The 23748-nt window shown below is 70.1% G+C and carries 21 protein-coding genes; 12 read left to right on the top strand and 9 right to left on the bottom strand.

Going from position 1 to position 23748, the window contains the following annotated elements:
- Positions 1-69 precede the first annotated feature (69 nt).
- The 4 genes from HZU84_RS17530 to HZU84_RS17515 all read right to left on the bottom strand — a co-directional run bounded on the left by HZU84_RS17530 (position 70) and on the right by HZU84_RS17515 (position 8255).
- Positions 70-2973, bottom strand: a complete 2904-nt coding sequence (locus HZU84_RS17530) for an EAL domain-containing protein (protein ID WP_149502660.1) — start codon at positions 2971-2973, stop codon at positions 70-72.
- Positions 2974-2975: 2 nt separating this feature from the next.
- Positions 2976-3797, bottom strand: coding sequence for an alpha/beta fold hydrolase (locus HZU84_RS17525; protein WP_149502659.1), 822 nt, complete (start codon positions 3795-3797; stop codon positions 2976-2978).
- Positions 3798-3868: 71 nt separating this feature from the next.
- On the bottom strand, positions 3869-4828 hold the full coding sequence (locus HZU84_RS17520) for a response regulator transcription factor (RefSeq protein ID WP_149502658.1): 960 nt from the start codon (positions 4826-4828) through the stop codon (positions 3869-3871).
- Entirely contained in the window at positions 4812-8255 is a 3444-nt protein-coding gene (locus tag HZU84_RS17515; protein ID WP_310734052.1) for an ATP-binding protein, read from the bottom strand. Before HZU84_RS17515 ends, HZU84_RS17520 begins: the two co-directional genes overlap by 17 nt.
- 158 nt (positions 8256-8413) lie before the next feature.
- Between HZU84_RS17515 and ureA the strand changes: the two genes are divergently transcribed.
- The 8 genes from ureA (at position 8414) to HZU84_RS17475 (ending at position 14218) form a co-directional block, all read left to right on the top strand.
- On the top strand, positions 8414-8716 hold the full coding sequence (ureA, locus tag HZU84_RS17510; RefSeq protein WP_149502656.1) for an urease subunit gamma: 303 nt from the start codon (positions 8414-8416) through the stop codon (positions 8714-8716).
- 62 nt (positions 8717-8778) lie between these two features.
- Positions 8779-8958 (top strand): hypothetical protein, encoded by a 180-nt coding sequence (locus HZU84_RS17505; RefSeq protein WP_149502655.1) that lies wholly within the window; start codon positions 8779-8781, stop codon positions 8956-8958.
- A 46-nt stretch (positions 8959-9004) separates the two neighbouring features.
- Positions 9005-9310: an urease subunit beta gene (locus HZU84_RS17500; protein ID WP_149502654.1), complete on the top strand. Its 306-nt coding sequence runs from the start codon at positions 9005-9007 to the stop codon at positions 9308-9310.
- Between the two features lies 1 nt (position 9311).
- A complete protein-coding gene (ureC, locus tag HZU84_RS17495) occupies positions 9312-11051 on the top strand; it encodes an urease subunit alpha (RefSeq protein WP_149502653.1) in 1740 nt (579 codons plus the stop codon).
- 96 nt (positions 11052-11147) lie between these two features.
- On the top strand, positions 11148-11480 hold the full coding sequence (locus tag HZU84_RS17490) for a hypothetical protein (RefSeq protein ID WP_149502652.1): 333 nt from the start codon (positions 11148-11150) through the stop codon (positions 11478-11480).
- A 69-nt stretch (positions 11481-11549) separates the two neighbouring features.
- Positions 11550-12206, top strand: a complete 657-nt coding sequence (ureE, locus tag HZU84_RS17485) for an urease accessory protein UreE (protein WP_149502651.1) — start codon at positions 11550-11552, stop codon at positions 12204-12206.
- A 27-nt stretch (positions 12207-12233) separates the two neighbouring features.
- Positions 12234-12968, top strand: a complete 735-nt coding sequence (locus HZU84_RS17480) for an urease accessory protein UreF (RefSeq protein WP_149502650.1) — start codon at positions 12234-12236, stop codon at positions 12966-12968.
- The gene (locus HZU84_RS17475; RefSeq protein WP_149502649.1) at positions 12965-14218 is read left to right on the top strand and encodes an MFS transporter; all 1254 of its coding nucleotides are present in this window, start codon (positions 12965-12967) and stop codon (positions 14216-14218) included. The genes HZU84_RS17480 and HZU84_RS17475 overlap by 4 nt, the downstream gene beginning before the upstream one ends.
- A gap of 46 nt (positions 14219-14264) precedes the next feature.
- On the opposite strand, the gene HZU84_RS17470 is transcribed toward HZU84_RS17475, so the two are convergent.
- On the bottom strand, positions 14265-14654 hold the full coding sequence (locus tag HZU84_RS17470; protein WP_149502648.1) for a hypothetical protein: 390 nt from the start codon (positions 14652-14654) through the stop codon (positions 14265-14267).
- Between the two features lie 145 nt (positions 14655-14799).
- The gene (locus tag HZU84_RS17465; protein ID WP_149502647.1) at positions 14800-15300 is read right to left on the bottom strand and encodes a hypothetical protein; all 501 of its coding nucleotides are present in this window, start codon (positions 15298-15300) and stop codon (positions 14800-14802) included.
- 228 nt (positions 15301-15528) lie between these two features.
- Between HZU84_RS17465 and HZU84_RS17460 the strand changes: the two genes are divergently transcribed.
- Positions 15529-16302, top strand: coding sequence for a ParA family protein (locus HZU84_RS17460; protein WP_149502646.1), 774 nt, complete (start codon positions 15529-15531; stop codon positions 16300-16302).
- Between the two features lie 20 nt (positions 16303-16322).
- Here HZU84_RS17460 and HZU84_RS17455 read toward each other — a convergent pair whose 3' ends face one another.
- The 3 genes from HZU84_RS17455 to polA all read right to left on the bottom strand — a co-directional run bounded on the left by HZU84_RS17455 (position 16323) and on the right by polA (position 20856).
- A complete protein-coding gene (locus HZU84_RS17455; RefSeq protein WP_149502645.1) occupies positions 16323-17195 on the bottom strand; it encodes a transglutaminase-like domain-containing protein in 873 nt (290 codons plus the stop codon).
- A complete protein-coding gene (locus HZU84_RS17450) occupies positions 17192-17500 on the bottom strand; it encodes an RNA recognition motif domain-containing protein (protein WP_149502644.1) in 309 nt (102 codons plus the stop codon). Before HZU84_RS17450 ends, HZU84_RS17455 begins: the two co-directional genes overlap by 4 nt.
- A 515-nt stretch (positions 17501-18015) precedes the next feature.
- A complete protein-coding gene (gene polA, locus HZU84_RS17445; protein WP_149502643.1) occupies positions 18016-20856 on the bottom strand; it encodes a DNA polymerase I in 2841 nt (946 codons plus the stop codon).
- 103 nt (positions 20857-20959) lie between these two features.
- Here polA and HZU84_RS17440 point away from each other — a divergent pair, with 103 nt between their 5' ends.
- From HZU84_RS17440 to HZU84_RS17430, 3 genes are all read left to right on the top strand, one after another.
- Positions 20960-21931 carry a homoserine kinase gene (locus HZU84_RS17440; RefSeq protein WP_149502642.1) on the top strand — a complete coding sequence of 324 codons (972 nt, stop codon included), beginning with the start codon at positions 20960-20962 and terminating at the stop codon, positions 21929-21931.
- Positions 21932-21959: 28 nt separating this feature from the next.
- Entirely contained in the window at positions 21960-22730 is a 771-nt protein-coding gene (locus HZU84_RS17435; RefSeq protein WP_149502641.1) for a BPSS1780 family membrane protein, read from the top strand.
- A 164-nt stretch (positions 22731-22894) separates the two neighbouring features.
- On the top strand, positions 22895-23748 hold an 854-nt coding region (locus HZU84_RS17430), incomplete at its 3' end, for a calcium-binding protein (protein ID WP_310734051.1).

Below are 23748 nucleotides of genomic sequence, written 5' to 3'. Positions count from 1 at the left end.
GGATGCTGTGCAGTCTAGAAAAAACATCCGGCGTTCGATGGACGGAATACCTCGCGTCGCCCGGCCAATTCAAGTTTCGTGCCGGCCTGATTCCTTCATTTCAGGCACTGAATCCAGCAGATTCTCGAGCGGCTCGGGCCGATGGAGCAGGAAACCCTGCGCCCGGCTCACACCCATGGCCTGCAGCCGCTGCAGCACCTGCGGGTGATCGACGAATTCGGCCACCGTCGCCAGGCCCATGACCCGCGCCACATCGACGAAGGAACGCACGGCCGCTTCGTCGAGCGGATCGTCCAGCAGGTCGCGCACGAACTGGCCGTCGATCTTGAGCCAGTCGACCGTCAGATGCTTCAGGTAGCCGAAGGAGGAGGCACCGGCGCCGAAGTCATCCAGCGCCACCTGCACGCCGTGCTCGCGCACCTGGCTGGTGAAGCGGGCCGCCTCGCTCATGCTGCCGATCGCGGCGGTCTCGGTGATCTCCAGGCAGAGCTGACGGCAGATCGACGGCCCCGCCCGCTCGAGCATGTCCAGCACATCCTGGCAGAAATGGCGGTCGCCGATCGACTGGCCCGACAGGTTCACCGACAGCAGCCAGGGCGGCGCCGCGGCCGGCTGCCGGCCCAGCGCCTGCAGGCTGAGCTGCAGCACCCGCCGGTCGATGCGCGAGGCCAGGTGGAAGCGCTCGGCCGCGGGCAAGAAGGCGCCAGGCGCCACCAGCTGGCCATCGGGCTCGCGCAGGCGCACCAGCACCTCGGCATGCAGCGCCGGCCGCGCCTGCGCCGGCTCCGGCCGGCACGGCAGGATGCGCTGCGCATGCAGCACGAAGCGGTCCTCGTCCAGCGCCTGCTCCAGCCGGGAGGCCCAGCGCATCTCGCCGTGGCGCTGGCGCACCGCCTGGTCGCTGTCGAACCAGACATGCACCCGGTTGCGCCCGGCCTCCTTGGCCGCGTAGCAGGACACATCGGCCGCCTGCATCAGCGCGGTGATGCTGCGCCAGCGCCTGTCCAGCGGCACCAGGCCGACGCTCGCCCCCACCCGGAAGCGCCGCTCGTCATGGATGAAGCGGAAGGCATCGAAACGCTCGCAGATCAGATGCGCGACCCGCTGCGCCTGGGCCTCGTCGCAATGCTCGAGAATCACCGCGAACTCGTCGCCGCCCAGCCGGGCCAGCGTGTCGCGGCTGCGCACCGTCTGGCGCATCAGCCGCGAGACCTGCTGCAGCAGCAGATCGCCGGCCGCATGCCCGCAGGCATCGTTGACCAGCTTGAACTGGTCCAGATCGATGAACAGCAGCGCATGGTGGCTGCCCTCGCTCTGGGCGCGCAACCGGGTGCGCTCCAGCCGCGCCTCGAACTCCATCCGGTTGATCAGCCCGGTCAGCGCATCGTGAGAAGCCCGGTAGCTCATCTCGCCGGCCATGCGACGCTGCTCGGTCACGTCGCGGAAGACCAGCACCGCGCCATGCACACGGCCGTCGGCACCGCGGATCGCCGCGGCCGAGATCTCGACGCCGGCCTCGCGGCCATCGCGCGAGATCAGCAGCGGCGCCCCAGTCTCGGCCGCAGCGCCCATGCCACCATTCAGGCTCGGCACAACCGGATCCGGCAGCGGCCGGCGATCGCGCTCGTCGACCGCCTGGAAGACCTGCATCAGCGGCCGGCCGGCGGCCTCGGTCTGCAGCCAGCCACTCAGCCGCTCGGCCACCGGATTGAGCCAGGTCACCCGGCCCGCGACATCGGTGGTGATGACCGCATCGCCGATCGACTGCAGCGTCACCCGCAGCAGCTCATGCTGCTCGGCGAGCTGAGCGGCGAGCTGGTGCAGCTCGGCACGCTCGCGCACCCGTTCGCTGATGTCCTGCACCGCGCCGATCAGTCGCACCACCCGACCCTGCTCGAACTCCACCCGGCCGAGCGCACGCACCCACAGCACCGCACCGTCGCGGCGTCGCAGCTGCAGCTCCAGATCCCAGCCGAGGCCTTCGGTGATGCCGCGCTGCACCGCTGCCTCGATGCGGTGCCGATGCTCGGGCAGGAAGAAGCCGATGGCCTCGTCGAGCGCGGGCTGATAGCCCGGTGGCACGCCGTGAATCCGGCAGGTCTGCTCGGACCAGTAGAGCAGCGGCTGCCGCGGATCATGCAGGTCGACTTCCCAGCCGCCGACACCCGCCAGCTCGTTGGTGCGGTCCAGCAGTGCCTTGCTGCGGCGCAGCGCTTCCTGCTGGCGCTGGATCGGGTCGATGTCGATGTGGGTGCCGAACATCCACTCCGGCTGGCCGTCGGGCGTGCGCGAGATCACCCGCCCGCGCTCCTGCACCCAGACCCAGCTGCCGTCGAGGCGGCGCAGCCGCACCTCGTCGACATGAGTCTCGCTGCGGCCGGCGAAATGGCGCATCAGCCGGCGCAGCGTGCGCGATCGCTCGGCCGGATGGGCGATCTCGAGGCGGAAGCGGTGATCGAGCCGCAGCGGCCGGGCCTCGTCCGGCGCCAGGCCGAGAATGCGCCAGCCGCGCTCGTTCAGGCGCAGCTCGCCGGTCTGCACATTCCACTCCCAGGTGCCGGCATCCGTGCTCTCGATCAGATGCTGCAGCCGCTGGCGGGCCTGGACCAGCTCGGCCTCGAAGCGCTGGCGCTCCCGGGCCGGGAACAGCACCCAGGTGAAGCGCCGGGCCGCAGGATCAGGCGCGTCCTGCGTGCACCGGGCACTGAGCAGCACCGGCAGGCGGGTGCCGGCGGCCTCGCGCAGCATCAGCTGCAGCTCGTGCACCCGCTGCTGATGCAGCAGCAGCGGCCAGACATGGGTCTGCAGGAAGATCCGGCTGGCCGGCACCAGCAGCAGCTCGATGCGCCGGCCGATCCAGTCGGCCGGCTCGCCGCCGACCCAGGCCAGCAGCTCGGCATTGAGCTCCTGCAGCAGGCCCTGGCCGTCGGTGACCAGCACCGCGCAGGGCAGCGCATCCAGGCCAGTCGGCATGATCAGGTGCCGATATCGGTGCCGGGCGGGCCCAGGAAGTCGCGCATCGCCGCAATCACCAGCTCGGGATGGCTCAGGTGCGCGCAATGGCCGGCCACCTCCAGCACCCGCAGCGTGCTGCCGGCAAGCTGGCGGTGCAGGTAGTCACCGACCTCGGGCGGCACCAGCGCGTCGTGCGCATGCTGCAGGATCAGGCTCGGGCAGCTCACCCGGGGCAGATCGGCGCGGTTGTCGGCGAAGAAGGTCGCCCGGGCGAAGACGCGTGCGGTCTGCGGATCGGTCGAGCAGAAGCTGTCGTGCAGCCGGTCGCTGGTGGCCTCGCTGCCACCGGCAACCACCGGGGCCAGATGATCGGCCCAGCCGATGTAGTTCTGGTCCATCAGCGCCAGCAGGCCCTCGAGATCCTCGCGCTCGAAGCCGCCGTGATAGTGCGGCGGATGGTTCAGGAAACAGGGCGAGGGGCCGACCAGCACCAGCCGCTCGAACAGCGCCGGCCGGGCGATCTGCGCCAGCATGCCGATGCTGCAGCCGACCGAATGGCCGACAAAGGTGACGCCGCGCTCCAGGCCGAGCGCATCGCAGACCTCCAGCACATCGCGGGCATAGCCTTCCAGCCGGGCATAGCGGCTCGGCATGAAGGCGGAGCGGTCGGAGCGCCCGCTGCCGACATAGTCCATCAGCACCTGCCGATGGCTGTGCGCGAAGCCCGGCGTGACGCCCGACCACATGCCCTGGTGGCAGCCGAAGCCGTGGCCATACAGCAGCACCGGTCCCTGCTCACCGATGCAGTTGACATGGTTGCGCTCGAGAATGGAAGAGGACATGGCCGCTCCGGATCAGGTCGTGCCGGCATTCTCCAGCCGCGCCGCCTCATGCGCAAATCATCCGTGTCGACTCACGTCCCATGCGGCCGCATCGGCGCGCGGGCCAGCGCCAGCGATGCGGCGGCGGTTCGGGTCTCCACGCCGAGCTTCTCGTAGACATGCTCGAGGTGCTTCTTGACGGTGGCCGGGCTGCTGCCCAGGATGTCGCCGATGTCGCGGTTGGTCTTGCCACGGGCGACCCAGTAGAGCACCTCGGCCTCGCGCGGGGTCAGGCCGAAGGCCAGCGACAGCGCCTCCAGCGCGGCCGCATCATCGGCCTCGCGCAGCACCAGCAGCCACTGGCCGTCGCCGGAAGCCTCGTGCAGCGTGAAGCGCAGCCGCCGCCCGCTGGCCGCCGCATCGACCACCAGCGAGGGCGAGCCCGGCACCGGCCCCTCCTCCAGCCCGACCAGCCGTGCCGTCTCGCGCTGCAGCCAGGCCAGCACCGCCACCGGCGCGCGCCGGCCGTCGGAGGCGAAATGCTGCTCCAGCAGCTGCCGCGCCAGCGCGGTCTGCCAGACGATGCGCCCGTCATGCATGCGCACCATCAGCGTGGCATGGCCGAAGGCATCGAGCGCGTTGCGTGCCTGCTGCTGCTCGCGCGCGGCCAGCGAGTGCGCGGTGATGCGCGCGATCACCTCGCGGGCGCGGATCGGCTTGGTCACATAGTCGGTGCCGCCGGCGGCGAAGGCGGCCACCACATGCTCGGTCTCGGTCAGGCCGGTCATGAAGATGATCGGAATCGCGGCGGTGCGCGCCTCGGCCTTGAGCCGGCGCGCGACCTCGAAGCCGTCCATGCCCGGCATCATCGCGTCGAGCAGGATCACGTCGGGCTGGGCGCGCAGCGCACGCTCGAGCGCGCTGGGGCCGTCGGTGGCCACCAGCACGGTGTAGCCCGACTCGTCGAGCGTGTCGTGCAGCACCGCGAGGTTGTCGGGCACGTCGTCGACGATCAGCACCACATCGGCGCGGCGGTCAGCGGGAGCGTTCATCGGTGTCGTCATGGCCATCGCGTGGGTCGTTCTCATCCAGCGTCCTGCGCAGCAGTCCGTTCATCGCGTCGAGCTGGAACTGGCGCGCCAGCGCGCGCAGCCGCCCGACCAGCCCGGCGCATTCGGGCTGCGCGGCCTCGATGCGGTCGAGCTCGCGCATCACGCCGCGCACATGCCCGATGCCGATCGCATCGCGCAGCGCACGCAGCCGCTCCGGGTCGATGCGCAGCGGCACCTCCGGCGCCTGCGGCCGGGCCGACGCGCCCGGCGCGTGCAGGACCGGTTCCGCGGCAGGCGCCTCGGCCTCGATCCACTGCAGCGCCAGGCGCCGGCCCAGCCAGTCGAGCAGCTCGCTGACCCGCACCGGCTTGACCAGGAAGTCGCCCGGCTCGATGCCCACATCGTTGTCCAGGCCCTTGTCGAAGGCATTGGCCGAGACGATCGCCGCTGGCGTGCCCGCCGGCAGCAGGCCCTGGGCGCGGATGCGGCGCAGCGTCTCCCAGCCGTCGATGCCGGGCATGGCCAGGTCCATGAAGATCGCGTCGGGCAGGGCGCCGCCCGCCTCCTGCAGCGCGCGCAGGCATTCCTCGCCGCTGGCGGCCTGGCGGATCGTGAAGCCCAGCGGCTGCAGCAGGCTGACGATCAGGCCGCGGTCGACCTCCTCGTTGTCGACCACCCAGATGCAGCGCGGCCGGCCGGCCACCCCGATGCGCCGGCGCACCGGTGCCGGTCGGCCGGTCGCACCCTCGCACACCTCCGGCAGGAACAGCCGCAGCCGGAAGGTGGTGCCGCGGCCGGGCTGGCTGTCGACCGTCAGCTCGCCGCCCATCAGGTCGGCGAGCATGCGGCTGATCGTCAGCCCGAGACCGGCGCCGCCGCTGACGCTGCCGCCAGCGGCCGCCGAGCCACGCTCGAAGGGCTCGAAGATGCGCGCCATCTCCTCGGCCGTCATGCCCGGGCCGGTGTCGACGACCTCGAAGCGGGCGATCTCGCGCGCGTACTGCAGCCGCAGCACCACCTCGCCCTCGCGGGTGAACTTGATCGCGTTGCCGACGATGTTGATCAGGATCTGGCGCAGCCGCTTGTCGTCGGCGCGCACGCAGGCCGGCGCGCCGGCGATCTCGCTGCGGAAGACCAGGCCCTTGGCGGCGGCCTGCAGCTCCAGCAGCCGGGTGATCTCGCCCAGCGTCTCGGCGAAGCGCATCGGGCGAACATCCAGGCGCAGCCGGCCGCTCTCGATGCGCGCCAGGTCCAGCGTGCCCTCGATCAGCGACAGCAGGTGGTCGCCGCCGCGGCGGATGACGCTGACGGCCTGGCGGCGCTGCGGCGGCATCGTCTCGTCCTCTTCGAGCAGCTGGGCATAGCCGAGGATGGAGTTCAGCGGCGTGCGCAGCTCATGGCTGATCGTGGTGATGTAGCGGCTCTTGGCGAGGTTGGCCGACTCGGCCACTTGCTTGGCCTGCTGCAGCGCCAGATCGGTCTGGCGGTGCGACTCGATCTCGCGGCGCAGCGCCAGCGTCTGCTCGTGCAGCGCCTGGGTCTGGCGGTTGGCCTCCTCCTGCGCCACCTGGCGGCTCTTGTGCGCCAGCACCAGCCACCAGGCGATCACGCCCGACACCAGCGCCAGCGTCGGCAGCACCAGCTCGCGGCGCATGCCGGCCAGCAGCGCCAGCAGCGGCAGCAGCACCGCCATCATCAGCAGATAGTGGCCGAGTCCACGCTCCAGATAGGGCCAGACCGGGCGCGGCAGCAGCCGGCGCAGCGCCCCGGCCCACTGCACCGACAGATGCGCCTGCGGCAGCTTGCACAGGTCATGGCAGCGCACGTCGAGCGTGCAGCACAGCGAGCAGATCGCGCCGCGGTAGGCGGGGCAGTGCGTCATGTCCTCGCCCTCGTACTCGCGCTCGCAGACGGTGCAGCGCTGCGGCGCGGCATAGCGGCGGTAGGTGTCGCCGCCGTCGTCCACCCGGGGCGCCAGGTAGAAGCGCCCGCGCGTGGCCCAGGCCAGCAGCGGAGAGACGAGCAGCGCCGTCACCAGCGCGATCGGCGCCGACCAGGCCTGCGCCATCGCGCCGAAGACGCCCAGATAGGCCGCCACCGACACCAGCGAGGCCGCGCCCATCGCACCGACGCCGACCGGATTGATGTCGTAGAGATGCGCGCGGCGGAACTCGATGCCCTTCGGGCTCAGGCCCAGCGGCTTGTTGATGACCAGATCGGCCACCACCGCCATCATCCAGCTGATGGCGATGTTGGAGTACAGGCTCAGCACGCCGCCGAGCGCCTGGAAGACCTCCATCTCCATCAGCATCAGCGCGATGCCGGTGTTGAACACCACCCAGACCACCCGCCCCGGATGGCTGTGCGTGATGCGCGAGAAGAAGTTCGACCAGGCCAGCGAGCCGGCATAGGCGTTGGTGACATTGATCTTGAGCTGCGAGATCACCACGAAGACCGCGGTGGCCGCGACCGCCCAGCCGTAGTGCGGGAAGACATACTCGTAGGCGGCCAGATACATCTGGTTCGGGTCGACCGCGCGCTCGATCGGCACCATGTGGCCGATCGCCAGCGAGGCCAGCAGCGCGCCGCCCAGCATCTTCAGCACGCCGAACACCACCCAGCCGGGGCCGCCGGTGACCACGCCGGCCCACCAGCGCAGCCGGTTCTCGCGCGTGCGCTCGGGCATGAAACGCAGGTAGTCGGCCTGCTCGCCCATCTGCGTGAACAGCGCGATGCCCACCGTCATCGCCGCGCCGAAGGCCTGCGGACTGAAGCCGGTCAGGTCGGACTCGCCGCCGTAGGCCATCAGCGCATCGATCACGCCCGGGTTCTCGTGCAGCACGAAGGCATAGGGCAGCACCAGCATCACCGCCCACAGCGGCTGGGTCCAGACCTGCAGCCGGCTGATCACCGTCACCCCGTGCGTGACCAGCGGCAGCACCACCGCCGCACAGATCAGATAGCCCCAGGCCGGCGGAATGTCGAAGGCCAGCTCCAGCGCATAGGCCATCACCGCCGCCTCCAGGGCGAAGAAGATGAAGGTGAAGCTGGCGTAGATCAGCGAGGTCAGCGTCGAGCCGATGTAGCCGAAGCCCGCGCCGCGGGTCAGCAGGTCCATGTCGACGCCATGGCGCGCGGCGTAGACGCTGATCGGCAGACCCGCCAGGAAGATGATCAGCCCGGTGGCCAGGATGGCCAGCGCGGCATTGACGAAGCCGTGCTGCACCAGCAGCGTCGCGCCCACCGCCTCCAGCACCAGGAAGGCACCTGCGCCGCCCAGCGAGGTCACCGCCACCCGGCCGATGCTCCAGCGCCGGCTGCTGCGCGGCGCGAAGCGCAGCGCATAGTCCTCCAGCGTCTCGCTGGCGACCCAGTCGTTGTAGTCGCGGCGGATCTTGATGACGCGCTGCACCGGCTCGCCGACCACGCTCGCGCCGCCCGCCCCGCAGGCTGGCCCGATTTCTGCCTGCAGGCCTGTTGCCGATGTGTTTCCGACCGCGCTCATGGGGGCGGAAGCACTCAAGAAACGCACCAGCCCGGTCTGCCGCCTGTCAGACCGGCCGAAGTCACGTCCGCACCTGCACCATGGAACTCACCCCTCGCGAGAAGGACAAGCTGCTGATCTTCACCGCCGCGCTGCTGGCCGAGCGCCGCAAGGCCCGCGGCCTGAAGCTCAACTACCCGGAGGCGGTCGCGCTGATCACCGCCGCAATCATGGAAGGCGCGCGCGACGGCAAGTCGGTCGCCGAGCTGATGAGCGAGGGCAAGACCGTGCTCTCACGCGCCGACGTGATGGAGGGCATCGCCGAGATGATCCCCGAGATCCAGGTCGAGGCCACCTTCCCCGACGGCACCAAGCTGGTGACCGTGCACCAGCCGATTGCATGAACCATACCGGTGCGCACCAGCATGGCGCATCGAATCCGCTCCTCACTGCCCTGCTCCCGACCATGAAGAAGACCGCCTCCCTGCTGTCCGCCGCACTGCTGAGTCTTGGCGCCGCGCTGCCTGCGCTTGCCCACGAGGGCCACGGCCTGCCTGGCAGCGCGCACTGGCACTCGACCGACGTGATCGGCTATCTGCTCGCCGCAGGCATCGTCGCGCTGCTGTGGTTCAACCGCCGCAAGTGATCCGGGCCGAGCACCGCCGATCGGCCATCACCCACGGAGACGCCGCATGATTCCCGGAGAACTCTTCACCGACGCAGGCGAGCACCTGCTCAACCCCGGCCGGCGCACGCTGACGCTGGTGGTCGAGAACGCCAGCGACCGGCCGATCCAGGTCGGCTCGCACTACCACTTCGCCGAGACCAACGCCGGCCTGCGCTTCGACCGCGCGGCCGCGCGCGGCATGCGGCTGAACATCGCCAGCGGACTGGCGGTGCGCTTCGAACCGGGCCAGCAGCGCACCGTCGAGCTGTGCGATTTCGCCGGCGACCGGCAGGTCTGGGGCTTCCGCGGCCTGGTGCAAGGAGCGCTCTGACATGACGACATCGAAAGCCACCTTCCCCCGCCGCGCCTATGCCGAGATGTTCGGCCCGACGGTGGGCGACCGCCTGCGCCTGGCCGACACCGACCTGATCATCGAGGTCGAACAGGACCTGACCCTGCGCGCCGGCGGCTATGGCGAGGAGGTCAAGTTCGGCGGCGGCAAGACCATCCGCGACGGCATGGGCCAGAGCCAGCGCCCGAACGGCCCCGCACCCGGCGATGCGGTCGACTGCGTCATCACCAACGCGCTGATCCTCGACCACTGGGGCATCGTCAAGGCCGACATCGGCCTGCGGGGATCGCGCATCGCCGCGATCGGCAAGGCCGGCAACCCGGACGTGCAGCCCGGCGTCGACATCGTCATCGGCCCCGGCACCGAGGTGATCGCGGGCGAGGGCCTGATCGTCACCGCCGGCGGCATCGACACCCACATCCACTGGATCTGCCCGCAGCAGATCGAGGAGGCGCTGACCTCCGGCGTGACCACGATGATCGGCGGCGGCACCGGCCCGGCCACCGGGACGTTTGCCACCACCTGCACGCCGGGGCCCGAGAACCTCGCGCGCATGCTGCAGGCGGCCGACGCCTTCGCGATGAACATCGGCTTTCTCGGCAAGGGCAACGCCAGCCGCCCGGAAGCCCTGCGCCAGCAGGCCGAGGCGGGCGCCATCGGCCTGAAGCTGCACGAGGACTGGGGCACGACGCCGGCGGCGATCGACAACTGCCTGAGCGTGGCCGAGGAGACCGACATCCAGGTCGCGATCCACACCGACACGCTGAACGAGTCGGGCTTCGTCGAGGACACGGTCGCCGCCTTCAAGGGCCGCACCATCCACAGCTTCCACACCGAAGGCGCCGGCGGCGGCCACGCGCCCGACATCATGAAGGTGGTGGGCGAGGCCAATGTGCTGCCCTCGTCGACCAACCCCACGCGCCCGTACACCGTCAACACGCTGGACGAGCACCTGGACATGCTGATGGTGTGCCACCACCTCGACGCGTCGCTCGCCGAGGATCTGGCCTTCGCCGAATCGCGCATCCGCCGCGAGACCATCGCCGCCGAGGACATCCTGCATGACCTGGGCGCGATCAGCATGTTCTCGTCGGACTCGCAGGCGATGGGCCGGGTCGGCGAGGTCATCCTGCGCTGCTGGCAGACCGCCCACAAGATGAAGACGCAGCGCGGCAAGCTGCCCGGCGACACCGATCGCCACGACAACGCCCGCGTCAAGCGCTACCTGGCCAAGCTGACCATCAACCCGGCGATCACGCACGGCATCAGCCACGAGGTCGGCTCGGTCGAGGTCGGCAAGTGGGCCGATCTGGTGTTCTGGCGCCCGGCCTTCTTCGGCGTCAAGCCCAGCCTGGTGCTCAAGGGCGGCTTCATCGCGATGGCCGCGATGGGCGACCCGAACGCCTCGATCCCGACGCCGCAGCCGGTGCACTACCGGCCGATGTTCGGCAGCTTCGGCGGCGCGCTCGCGCGCACCTCGCTGACCTTCCTGTCGCAGGCCGCGCAGGCCGGCGGCGTGCCCGAGCGGCTGGGCCTACGCAAGCAGACCGCGACCGTGCGCGGCTGCCGCACCGTCAGCAAGGCCGACATGATCCACAACAGCTACACGCCGGTGATGGAGATCGACGCGCAGACCTACTCGGTGCGCGCCGACGGCCTGCTGCTGACCTGCGAGCCGGCGACGAGCCTGCCGATGGCGCAGCGCTACTTCCTGTTCTGAGCCGGGAGGATCCCTGCCGCTGAAAGCCCCCATCGGCGGCAAAGATCCTCACTATTCCGGCGTCAGACTGGCGTCAGCTTCGCTATCGTGCGAAGCATGGCCGCCCTTCCCCACCCCCGCACTCCGTCGCCCGCCGTGGTCCACCTCGGCGAATTCGTCGACACGCTGGCGGCGCTGCGGCGCGGCCATGTCATCGTCGTGATGGACGCCGACAAGCGCACCTGCATTCTTGACGGCATGGGGCTGCAGTGGTCCTTCCGCTCGCTCGACGCCTATGGTCTGGTCGAGGAGTTCGACAACCCGGACGGCTTCGAGGGCCTGCACTACTACCGGCTGACCTCCGACGGCGAGCAGTTCGCCGAGCGTGCGCTGGCCGCCTGGTGCGAGCGCCCCTGGCACCAGCGACTGATGCTGCGCCTGCGAGGCTGACGCGGCCCCCAGAACGCACCCGCCCGGCGCATCGTGCAGGCATGTGACTTGCAGCACAATGCGCCGATCATGCTGACCGTCAACAAACTCCTGCCCCAGGGCCGCGGCCTGGCCCGCGTGCTGCTGAACCGTGCGACGACCGTCGAGCTCGACTGGGACGTGCGCCAGAAAAGCCGCTTCGATGCCACCGACAGCGGCGGCCGCCATCTCGGCGTCTTCCTGCCGCGCGGCACGCTGGTGCGCGGCGGCGATGTGCTTGTGGCCGAGGACGGCTCGATGATCAAGGTCATCGCCGCGGCACAGCCGGTGCTGGAGGTGCGCATCTGCAGCGCGCACGGCACGCCCTTCGACCTGCTGCGTGCGGCCTATCACCTCGGCAACCGCCATGTGCAGCTCGAGCTGCAGCCCGATCACCTCAAGCTCGAGCCGGATCATGTGCTGGCCGACATGCTGCGCCAGATGCACCTGATCGTCACCGAGACGCAGGCCGCCTTCGAGCCCGAGGGCGGTGCCTATGCAGCCGGCGGCCACAGCCACGCGCATGAACATGCGCACGACCATTCGCACGATCACGATCATGGTCATGGTCATGGTCATGATCACGGCCACTCGCACGCACCGGCACCCGCGCCGAGCGCCCCGGCCCGCGGCCGCCCGATCGGCATCGCGGTGCGTTCCGAGGCCGCGCCGCATGTGCACGGCCCCGGCTGCGGCCACGACCACTGAACCCTGATCACCGAGCCCTGATTCCCGATGCCGAAGGTGATCTCCCGGCCGGCGCCGCTGACGGCGACCGCGCTGCTGCAGCTGATGTGGCTGGCCTCGCCGGCGCTGCCGGTGGGCGGCTTCAGCTATTCCGAAGGGCTGGAGGCGGCGGTCGACACCGGCCGCGTCCATGACGAGGCCACCGCCGGCGCCTGGATCGTCGACCAGCTGCACCTGACGCTGGCGCGCGCCGACCTGGCGGTGGTGGCCGGTGCGCACCGCGCCTGGTCACGCGGCGACACGGCGCGCATCACCGAGCTCAACGACTGGGTGCGGCTGACCCGCGAGACGATGGAGCTGCGGCTGCAGACCGAGCAGATGGGCCGCTCGCTGGTCGAGTGGCTGCGCACGGTGGACGCCGCCGCGGTGGCCGACGGCAGCGAGCCCGACGGCCGCATCGCGCAGCTGGCGGCGCTGCGGCCCGCGCCGACCTGGCCGGTGGCCTTCGCGCTGGCGGTGCACCGCACCGGCGCGCCGCTGCGCGAGGCGCTGCTCTCGCATGCCTTCGGCTGGGCCGAGAACATGGTCCAGGCCGCGATCAAGGCGGTGCCGCTCGGCCAGAGCGCCGGCCAGCGCATGCTCGCCACGCTGATCGCGACGATGCCGCAGGCGGTCGATCAGGCGATCGCGCTGCCGGATGCCGAGCGCCAGGCCCACGCGCCGATGCTGGCCATCCTGTCGGCCCGGCACGAGACGCAGTATTCACGGCTGTTCCGCTCATGAGCCTGAAGACCGAGCGCGCCGCCGCGACATCCGGCGGCGTGCGTGCGCTGCTGGCGCGCCCCGCCTACGCCTGCTACTGGCTGACCCGGGTGCTGACCCAGATGGCCTCGCAGATGATGATGGTCGCGCTGGGCTGGCAGATGTACGACCTGACCGGCAGCGCCTGGGACCTGGGCCTGGTCGGACTGGTTCAGTTCCTGCCTGCGCTGCTGCTGACGCTGCCGGCCGGCCACATCGCCGACCGCCATCACCGCGGCCGCGTGATGATGGCCGCCACCGCACTGCAGACGCTGGCGGCGCTGCTGCTGGCCGCCGGCACGCACGGCGGCTGGATGGACCGCACGCTGATCCTGGCGGTCTCGGCGCTGCTGGGCATCGGCAAGGCCTTCCAGATGCCGGCCTCGCAGGCGCTGCCGGCGCTGCTGGTGCCGGCGCCGCTGCTGGCGCAGGCGGTGGCCTTCGGCTCGAGCGGCATGCAGGTGGCGATCATCGGCGGGCCGGCCCTGGGCGGCCTGCTCTATGTGCAGGGCACCGCCACCGTGCACGCCTGCGGCGCGGCGCTGCTGCTGATCGGCTGCGTGCTGGCCGCCGCAGTGCGCTACGACCGCCCGCCCGCGCCGAAGGAGCCGGCGAGCTGGCGCAGCGTGCTGGCCGGCATCGGCTTCCTGCGCGGCCAGCCGGTGATGCTGGGCGCGATCTCGCTGGACCTGTTCGCGGTGCTGCTGGGCGGTGCGACCGCGCTGCTGCCGATGTTCGCCAAGGACATCCTGCATGTCGGTCCGTGGGGCCTGGGCCTGCTGCGGGCCGCGCCCGCCGTGGGCGCGCTGCTGCTGTCGGTCTGGCTGGCCCAGCATCCGCTCGAGCGCCGGGTCGGGCGCACGCTGATCGGCGCGGTGGCGGTGTTCGGCGTGGCGATGCTGGTGTTCGCACTGTCGGCCTCGTTCTGGCTGTCGCTGATCGCGCTGGCGGTCTCGGGCGCGGCGGACATGGTCAGCGTGGTGATCCGCCAGACGCTGGTGCAGCTGGAGACGCCCGACGCGATGCGCGGCCGGGTCAGCGCGGTCAACTCGGTCTTCATCGGCGCGAGCAACCAGCTCGGCGAATTCGAGTCTGGCGCCACCGCGGCGCTGCTCGGGCCGGTGGGCTCGGTGCTGCTGGGCGGCGTGGGCGTGCTGCTGGTGGCCGGACTGTGGACCCGGCTCTTTCCGGCGCTGTGGCAGCGCGACCGGCTGCATGCCGGTCAGGGCTGAGTTCAGGACGTGCTCTTCTTCGGACGCGAACCCGCCAAGATCCGCCTCAGGCCTGCAGCGTCAGCGCCGGCAGGCCCTGGATCTCGAAGCGGCCGGTGCCACGCGGGGTGGCCAGGCCGTAGTGGCGGCCATCCGCATCCGGCCAGGCCTCATGGCCGTCGAAGCCGAGGCGGACCGCCCGCTCGAAGGTCAGCCCGTGCGCGGACACCGTCAGGCCGATCGGCCGATCCAGCGACAGCAGCGCCGGCAGCGGCGGGCCGGCCATGTCGCGCAGCCCCAGCAGCAGCGTGCTGCCTTCGCGCTCGACCGACTCGAGGCGCCAGCTGCGATCGCTCGGCCGCACCACCGCAAAGCCCCAGAAGCGGATCTCGCCAAATTCGCGGCCCAGAGCGGCACGCAGGCGAGTCAGCAGCTCATCGACAGGAAGATCGGTCATGCAGGCAGGAGCAGGTCGGAAGAGGGAGTCTTGCGCGACCTGGTTCGATCGCGCATTTCTTTGCGACCATTTTCATTTCAGACGCATCATTCACGACCGCTTGAAACGAAACAGCTTGCAAAAGCCGAGCGCAGGCGCGGCGCGTTCAGCCGTTGACCGTGGTGCGCAGGAAATCGATGCCGCGCCGCAGCCAGGTCGAGCCGCGGCCCGAATAGCCCTTGACCACCGCATGACCGACGGTGAACTCGCGGTCGAGCAGCGGCGTGCGTCCATCCAGGCGCAGCGCCAGCCCGCCGAAGGCGAAGCGCTCGGGCAGCGCCGGACTCATCGACGGGCGGTGGCGCAGCAGCATCGCCGCCTCGCAGGCGGCCAGATCGTCCTCGGCGACCGGGCTGTAGCTGAAGGACAGCGCCTCGCCCGGCGCCAGGCGGCTGCGCCAGCGCGCCAGGTCGCGCGAGCCGGTCACGCACTGGTTGACATTGCTCGACGCGCCCACATGCAGCAGCTCCAGCATGGTCGTCGACTTGTCGAGGTCATCGAAGCGCGCGCGGTAGACGCAGAACAGCCCCGGACGGCGCGGCATCAGGCCGCTGTTGAACTCGCTCCAGTAGCCGGAGAAGCGCAGGATCACTTGCGGAACAGCCATCGATCAGCCTCCCCCACGAGGCAGGTTTTCTCTTGTTGGATGATTGTCATTTCAGGGCGACCGCTGCATTCTGGAAGTGATACCCGCCAGTCCGGATCTGATCCGGCCTTCGCCCCCTCAGGCACGGGATGGCCGGAAATCAGTGCCTGTTGCGGCGCAGCATCCTTTTCCCCCCGGAGTCGGGCGGCTTGGCACAATCGGGGCCGTCCAGCTCGGGAGCCCAGCCTCATGCGTCGTGTCGTGTTCAATCAGAAGGGTGGCGTCGGCAAGTCGACGATCGCCTGCAACCTGGCCGCGATCAGCGCCAGCCGCGGGCTGCGCACGCTGCTGCTCGATCTCGATGCACAGGGCAACAGCACCCGCTACCTGCTCGGCGCCGCAGCAGATGCGGCCCAGCCCGACCTGGCGGCTTTCTTCGACCAGACGCTGCGCTTCACGATGAACCCGAAAGGTGCCGAGGGCTTCGTCGTGCCCACGCCCTTCGAGCATCTGCACCTGATGCCCTCCAGCCCGGCGCTGGAGGAGCTGCAGGGCAAGCTGGAGTCGCGCTACAAGATCTACAAGCTGCGCGACGCGCTCGACGAGCTGGCCGGACGCTACGACCGCATCTACATCGACACGCCGCCGGCGCTGAACTTCTACACCCGCTCGGCGCTGATCGCCTCGGAGCGCTGCCTGATCCCGTTCGACTGCGACGACTTCTCGCGCCGCGCGCTCTACGCGCTGCTGGAGAACGTGCGCGAGCTGCAGGCCGACCACAACCGCGGCCTGGCGGTCGAGGGCATCATCGTCAACCAGTTCCAGCCGCGCGCGACGCTGCCGCGCAAGATCGTCGGCGAGCTGGTGGCCGAGGGCCTGCCGGTGCTCGAGCCCTACCTGTCGTCGACGGTGCGGGTGAAGGAATCGCACGAGCAGTCGCTGCCGATGATCCACCTCGACCCGAAGCACCGCCTGACGCAGGAGTTCGTCGCGCTGCACGCGCGGCTGGAGCCGGGCGTGTGAGCTGCCGCGGCGCCTCGGCCTCAGCCCGCGCCGCTGTCGGTCGAGATCGCGTTCAGGGCATGGGCAGGGTGCATCCGCGTGCCGACATGGCCGGAGATCAGATGCACGCCGATGATCGGCGGGTGGCAGATCACCGCGCCGAAGAGGGTCGCGAAGGCGGCATCGGCCGCATCACGCCCGCACGCCAGCCGCAGCAGCCCCATCGGGATCGCCGTGCCGGACGGGTCGAACAGATACCAGCGCCCGGAGAGGTAGACCTCCACATAGGCGTGGAAATCAGGGGGCCCCAGCGCAGGATCGGCGCCGAAGTCGAACCCGGTGATGAAGCGTGCGGGCAGGTTCAGGGCCCGGCACAGCGCGATCATCACATGCGCGAAGTCGCGGCAGACCCCGGCGCCATTGTTCAGCGTCGCCAGAGCCGAGGTGCTGCTGTCGGAGGCGCCGCTGCGAAACGCGATGCGCTGGCGCACCCAGTCCCGGATCGCCATCACGCGCAGGCAGCCCCGAGGCAGGGCACCGAATTCGGCGTTGGCCAAGGCCTGGAGCTGATCCGACTCGCAGTAGCGGCTCGGGTACAGGAACGGCAGGACGTGGGCCGGCAGTCGGGCGACCGGCATCTCGGTCAGCACCTGCGGTGCCTCGACATGGTGAGCCACCTCGACGATCGCATCCGAGTGCAGCATCAGCACACCCGGGTGCGCGGTGAGCCGGACATGTCGCGTGCGGCTGATCTCGTCGGTGTGCAGATGCAGCCCCACGCGCTGGCTGATCGCCAGTCGCTCCTCGATCACCCGCTGCTGGTGCGTGCGAGCGGCCTGGACGTTGAAGATGAAGTCCGCACCCGGTGCGGCCACCTCGTAGCCCAGGTCGATCGAGAAGCCGATCCGTATCACGTCCGGCTGCTGTAGCCGCCGAAGCTCCGGCCGCCGCCAAAGCCGGACGGGCGCTCCTCGCGGGGACGGGCGATGTTGACGGTGAGCGCGCGACCGTCGACCGACTTGCCGTTCAGCGCGCTGATGGCCGCCTGCGCAGCCGATTCGGAGTCCATCTCGACAAAGCCGAAGCCCTTCGAGCGGCCGCTGTCGCGGTCGGTCATGACGGTGGCGGTGCGCACATCGCCGTGACGGGAGAACTGTTCGTGCAGGTCGGCATTGCTGATGGAGTAGGACAGATTGCCGACGTAGAGCTTGCTGGTCATGGTGTTACCTGATTCGGGAAGAAGAGGAAGCGCAGGAAGCTGCGCTGGAGGCGGCGAGCGGGGCAAGACCCCAGCTCGTGCCGGTACGGGAAAGGATGCGCTGCAGGGCATGGCGCATGGGCGGGACGGCGCGGGCGTCGTGCAGGCGGCTGGACAGAAGCGGGCTGGCAGGTGCGGTGCACGCTGCCGATCGGAACGAGACGGGGATACGAAGCTTTCGCGAGCCGCTGCGAGAGGTCGGGTCTGGGGCAGCGGCGATCAGAAGGTCGAAGGCAGGGGATGCACTTCGTGCGGACGTTGAACTCGCTGTCCGGCGGCTGGGGCACAGGGTTGCTGGCTGTGCGTCCCAGGGGCGGCCAGAACATGGAGATCACCGCGGCGATCTGCTTTCTGGCGGAAGGAGAGACCAACTGAGATCTCTGAACGATCAGGAGCTTGTCCTGATCGTCGATTTTTCATCGTAGCACGCTTCTTGCAAATGCGTCGGGGTTTCTCGCCCGCATTTGCAATGCGGCTCAGTGCGCCTCGTCCCAGTTGCGTCCGACGCCCACCTCGGCCAGCAGCGGCACCTTCAGCGCGGCCACGCCGGCCATGCGCGCGGGCACTTGCGTGCGCACCCAGTCCAGCTCGGCCTCGGGCACCTCCAGCACCAGTTCGTCATGCACCTGCATGACGATGCGGGTGGCGCGGCCCTGGGTGTCGATCGCGTCCTGCACCGCCAGCATCGCGCGCTTGATCAGGTCGGAGGCGGTGCCCTGCATCGGCGCGTTGATCGCCTGGCGCTCGGCGGCGGCGCGGCGCGGGCCGCTGCCGCCGCGGATGTCGACCAGATGGATGCGCCGGCCGAACAGCGTCTCGACATAGCCGCGCTCGGCCGCCTGCGCGCGCGTCTCGTCCATGAAGCGGCGCACGCCGGGATAGCGGGCGAAGTAGCGCTCGATGTAGTCGCGCGCGGCCTTCGGCTCGATCCCCAGGCTCTGCGCCAGGCCGAAGGCGCCCATGCCGTAGATCAGGCCGAAGTTGATGGTCTTGGCGTAGCGGCGCTGCTCAGGTGTGACCTCGGCCAGCGGCACGCCGAAGACCTCCGCCGCGGTGGCGCGGTGCACGTCCAGGCCCTCGGCGAAGGCCTGCAGCAGCGCCGGATCGTCCGACAGGTGCGCCATGATGCGCAGCTCGATCTGCGAGTAGTCGGCGCTGACCAGCACATGGCCCGGCGGCGCGACGAAGGCCTCGCGCACCCGCCGGCCCTCGGGCGTGCGCACCGGGATGTTCTGCAGATTGGGCTCGTTGCTGGCCAGCCGGCCGGTCACCGCCACCGCCTGCGCATAGTTGGTGTGCACCCGGCCGGTGTCGGGATTGACCATCTGCGGCAGCTTGTCGGTGTAGGTGCTGCGCAGCTTGGCCAGCGCGCGGTACTCCAGCAGCACCGCCGGCAGCGGATAGTCGGCCGCCAGCTCCTGCAGCACCTCCTCGTCGGTGCTGGGCGCGCCGCTGGCGGTCTTCTTCTTCACCGGCAGACCCAGCTTGCCGAACAGGATCTCGCCGAGCTGCTTCGGGCTGCCGAGGTTGAAGGGCTGGCCGGCGATCTCGTGCGCCTTCGCCTCCAGCTCGACCAGCCGCGCGGCCAGCTCGCGGCTCTGCGCCTCCAGCACCGCGACGTCGATGCACACGCCGTGGCGCTCGATGCGCGCCAGGAGCGCCGACACCGGCATCTCCAGCGTCTCGTAGATCGCGCGCAGGCCTTCGGCGCCGGGCTCGACCAGCTGCGGCCACAGCGTGCGGTGCACCTCCAGCGTCATCTCGCTGTCCTCGCCCGAATAGCGCGTCGCCAGATCGACCGCCACCTGCGAGAACGGGATCTGCTTGACGCCCTTGCCGCACAGGTCCTCGTAGCTCAGGCCGCTGCGGCCGAGGTGGCGCTGCGCCAGGCTCTCGAGCGAGTGCGGCCGGTGCGCCTCCAGCACATAGCTCTGCAGCATGGTGTCGTGCTGCCAGCCGCGCACCGCGATGCCGTGGTTGGCGAAGACATGGGTGTCGTACTTGACGTTCTGGCCGACCTTGGCCGCACCGGCATCCTCCAGCCACGGCCGCAGCAGCGCCAGCACCTCGTCGAGCGGCAGCTGCTCGGGCGCGTCGGGGCCGTCATGCGCCAGCGGAATGTAGGCGGCCTCGCGCGGCTGCACCGACAGGCTGATGCCGACCACGCGCGCGCGCATCGGATCGAGCGAATCGGTCTCGGTGTCGAGCGCGACCAGCTCGGCCGCGCGCACCCTGTCCAGCCAGACAGCGAGGGCCTCGCGGGTCAGCACCGTCTCGTGCTGCGGCGCGGCGGCCGCCGCATCGGGGGCGGGCGCCTCAGCGGGCGCATCGTCGAAGGCGAACAGGTCGCCGGTCTCGCCGGCACGCGGGCCCAGGGGCGCGGCCGGCGCGGCAGTCGGCGCCTGCGCAGCCGCCTCGGCGGCGATCTCGCGCTCGATCTCGGTGCGCCAGGTGCGGAAGCCGTGGCGCACCAGGAAGTCCAGCAGGCCGGCGCGGTCCACCGGCCGGAGCGCCAGCGCGCCGAGCCCCGGCCAGCCCGCCACCTGCGCCGACAGGTCGCAGTCGGTGCGCACGGTGATCAGCTCGCGCCCGGTGGGCAGCCAGCCCAGCGCCTGGCGCAGGTTCTCGCCGGTCACGCCCTTGATCGTGGCGGCCGCGGCCATCACGCCCTCGAGCGAGCCGTGCTCCTGCAGCCACTTCACCGCGGTCTTCGGCCCGACCTTGGCCACGCCGGGCACGTTGTCGACCGCGTCGCCGATCAGGGTCAGGTAGTCGATGATGCGCTCGGGGCGCACGCCGAACTTGGCCAGCACGCCGGCCTCGTCGAGCGTCTCGTTCGTCATCGTGTTGACCAGCGTGACCTCAGGGGTGACCAGCTGCGCCAGGTCCTTGTCGCCGGTGGAGATGACCACCCGGTGGCCGCTGGCCGCGGCCACCCGCGCCAGCGTGCCGATGGCGTCGTCGGCCTCGATGCCGGGCACCTCCAGCACCGGCCAGCCCAGCAGCCGCACCACCTCGTGGATCGGCGCGACCTGCGCGCGCAGGTCGTCGGGCATCGGCGCGCGGTGGGCCTTGTAGTCGGGATAGATCTCGTCGCGGAAGGTCGGGCCCTTGGCGTCGAAGACGCAGACCGCGTGCTCGCTGGGGATGTCCTTGGCGATGCGGCGCAGCATCGCCACGAAGCCGTGGATCGCGCCGGTGGGCTCGCCGTCGGGACCGCGCAGGTCGGCCATGGCGTGGTAGGCGCGGTAGAGATAGCTCGAGCCGTCGATCAGCAGCATCGTCGGGCGGTCGGCGCAGGCGTGGGCATCGTTCATGGCGGAATTGTCGGCGATCGCCCGGCGTGACGCGGCTCACGGACGGCGCCGCCTACAATCCGCGTTTCGCCCGCTCCTCCGCTGCTCGCTGCACTGTTCTCCGATGGCCGTCTTCACCGAAGTCTCCCTCGCCGACGCCCAGGCGCTCGTCGACCGTCTGGGCCTCGGGCCCGTCACCGCGCTGCGCGGCATCGCCTCGGGCATCGAGAACACCAACTATTTCGTGACCACCGAGCGCGGCGAGTGGGTGCTGACGCTGTTCGAGCGCCTGACGCACGAGCAGCTGCCCTTCTACCTGCACCTGATGAAGCACCTGGCCGGGCGCGGCATCCCGGTGCCCGATCCGCAGGCCGACGCCAGCGGCGAGATCCTGCACACCGTCTGCGGCAAGCCCGCGGCGCTGGTGGACAAGCTCTCCGGCGGCCACCAGCTCGCGCCCTCGGTCTGGCACTGCCGCCAGGTCGGCCAGATGCTGGCGCGCATGCACCTGGCCGGGCGAGACTACCCGCGCCACCAGCCCAACCTGCGCGGCCTGTCCTGGTGGATCGAGACGGTGCCGGTGGTGGTGCCGCACATGGACGAGAGCGCCCGCCGGCTCATCGAGGACGAGCTGGCCTTTCAGCGCCATCTGGCCGAGACCGCCGGCTACCAGGCGCTGCCGCGCGGCCCGGTGCACGCCGACCTGTTCCGCGACAACGTGATGTTCGACGGCCTGCCCGGCCACGAGAAGCTCACCGGCTTCTTCGACTTCTACTTCGCCGGCGTCGACACCTGGCTGTTCGATCTGGCGGTGTGCTTGAACGACTGGTGCATCGACCTGCCCACCGGCCGCCTCGACGAGGACCGCGCCAGCGCGATGGTCGCCGCCTACGACGCCGAATGCCCCCTGAGCGCCGACGAGCTGCGCCTGCTGCCGGCGATGATGCGCGCAGGCGCGCTGCGCTTCTGGACCTCGCGGCTGTGGGACTTCCACCTGCCGCGCGAGGCCTCGATGCTCAAGCCGCACGACCCGACCCACTTCGAGCGGGTGCTGCGCGAACGCGTGGCCAACCCGTGGCACTGGATGCGCGGCTGAAGCGGCGCACGACGGAATCCCGAGCAAGATGAAGCTGCGCCAGACCTCCCCGCGCGACGGCCTGCGCTGGATGATGACCGGCCTGACCCGGCTGCGTGCCGCACCGATGGCGCTGTCCGGCCTGTTCGCGATGGTGATGCTGCTGCTGTCGCTGCTGCTCGGCCTGCCCTGGGTCGGACCGCTGCTCGTGGCGCTGCTGCTGCCGGCGCTGGGCGCCGGCTGGTACCAGGTCGGCCGGCTGATGCAGGACGGCGGCACGCCCGCCCCGGCCACCCTGCTCGCCCCGCTGCGCAGCCCGGCGCGCAAGGTGCTGCTGCAGCTCGGCGCGGTCAAGGCGATCGGGGCGTGGCTGCTGCTGGAGATCGGCGACCTGATCGATCCGGACATGGCCGCCGCCTGGGAAGCCTTCCGCTCCGGCCAGGGCGGCGACGGCACGATGATCGAGGCGGTCGCCACGCTGCAGCAGGGCATGATGCTGCGCGCCGCCCTGCTGCTGCCGCTGCTGCTGGCCTTCTGGCATGCGCCGGCGGTGGCCCTGCGCACCGGCGCCGGCGCGGCCAAGGCGCTGTTCGTCAGCATCACCGCCTCGACGCGCAACATCGGCGCCTTCGTGGTCTACGGCCTGGCCTGGCTGGGCGCCGACCTGATGATGTCGGCGCTGCTGGGCGCGCTGGTGGGCCTGCTCGGCCTGGGCGCGATCGGCATGGTGCTGGTGCTGCCGGCGGTGCTGCTGTTCTCCGCAGGCTTCCATGTGTCGATGCAGGCCAGCGTGGACGGGTGCATCGAGTTCGAGGACTGATTCGAGAAAGAGCCTCATCGTCCACAAGACACCCCCTGAACACGGGGTCAGCCACCTCCCCATGATCACGGCGTGAACCTACAGAATCACGCCGTTTTCAATTTTTCAGGCTCAGGGGAAAGAAAATGGCTATCAGTCGATCGGGCTCGGCAAGTGCCGACTTCATGCAGGGCAGCCAAGAGGGCGATACGCTGCATGGTCAGGATGGAGACGACACCCTGCTGGGGATGGCTGGCGATGACTGGCTGGACGGTGGCCTGGGCCGCAACACGATCGACGGCGGCTCAGGCAACGACACGATACTCGGCAGCGTGATCCATGCCGACTACATTCTCGGCGGCGATGGCAACGACTCCATCATTGGCGGACTCGATGGAGCCGACACGATTCTGGGTGGTGCCGGCAACGACACGATCACCGCCCATGGCTTCGGTGCCGTCATCCATGGTGGCACAGGCAACGACATCATCTCGGCACGAACAGGTACCGCGACCATTCTGTTCGACCGCGGCGACGGCCAAGACATCATCGGATCGCGCCCGGATACAGCCATCTCACCCAACATCCTGCAGTTCGGCTTTGGCATCACGCAGGCGGACATCGACGTGCGCGTCTCTGGTAGCGATCTGGTTCTGTCGTTACGTGGCACGACCGACTCCGTCACGCTGCAGCAGTTTTATGCCCCATCCCCCTTCAGCGGAGCCGGCATCGGAACACGCATGACCGGCGCACAGGTCGTGCGCTTCGCTGACGGCAGCCAGTGGTCACTCGACGATCTCAAGACCATCGTTTTTGCCGGCACTTCAGGCAATGATTCGATCCGAGGATCATTCTTGACGGACACCCTCAGCGGTGGTGCAGGCAACGACACGCTGGTCGGACATGAAGGCGACGACACCTACCTGGTCGACAGCAGCCTCGACCGCATCACCGAGCAGGCCGGTGCCGGCACCGACACCGTCATCAGCTCCGTCTCCTGGACCCTCGGCGCCAACCTCGAGAACCTCACCCTGTCAGG

The sequence above is a fragment of the Sphaerotilus sulfidivorans genome, from assembly GCF_013426975.1.
Classification (GTDB): Bacteria; Pseudomonadota; Gammaproteobacteria; order Burkholderiales; family Burkholderiaceae_C; genus Sphaerotilus; species Sphaerotilus sulfidivorans.
Note: the sequence above shows the minus strand (reverse complement) of the source record. Positions and strands in the feature narration are given on the sequence as shown.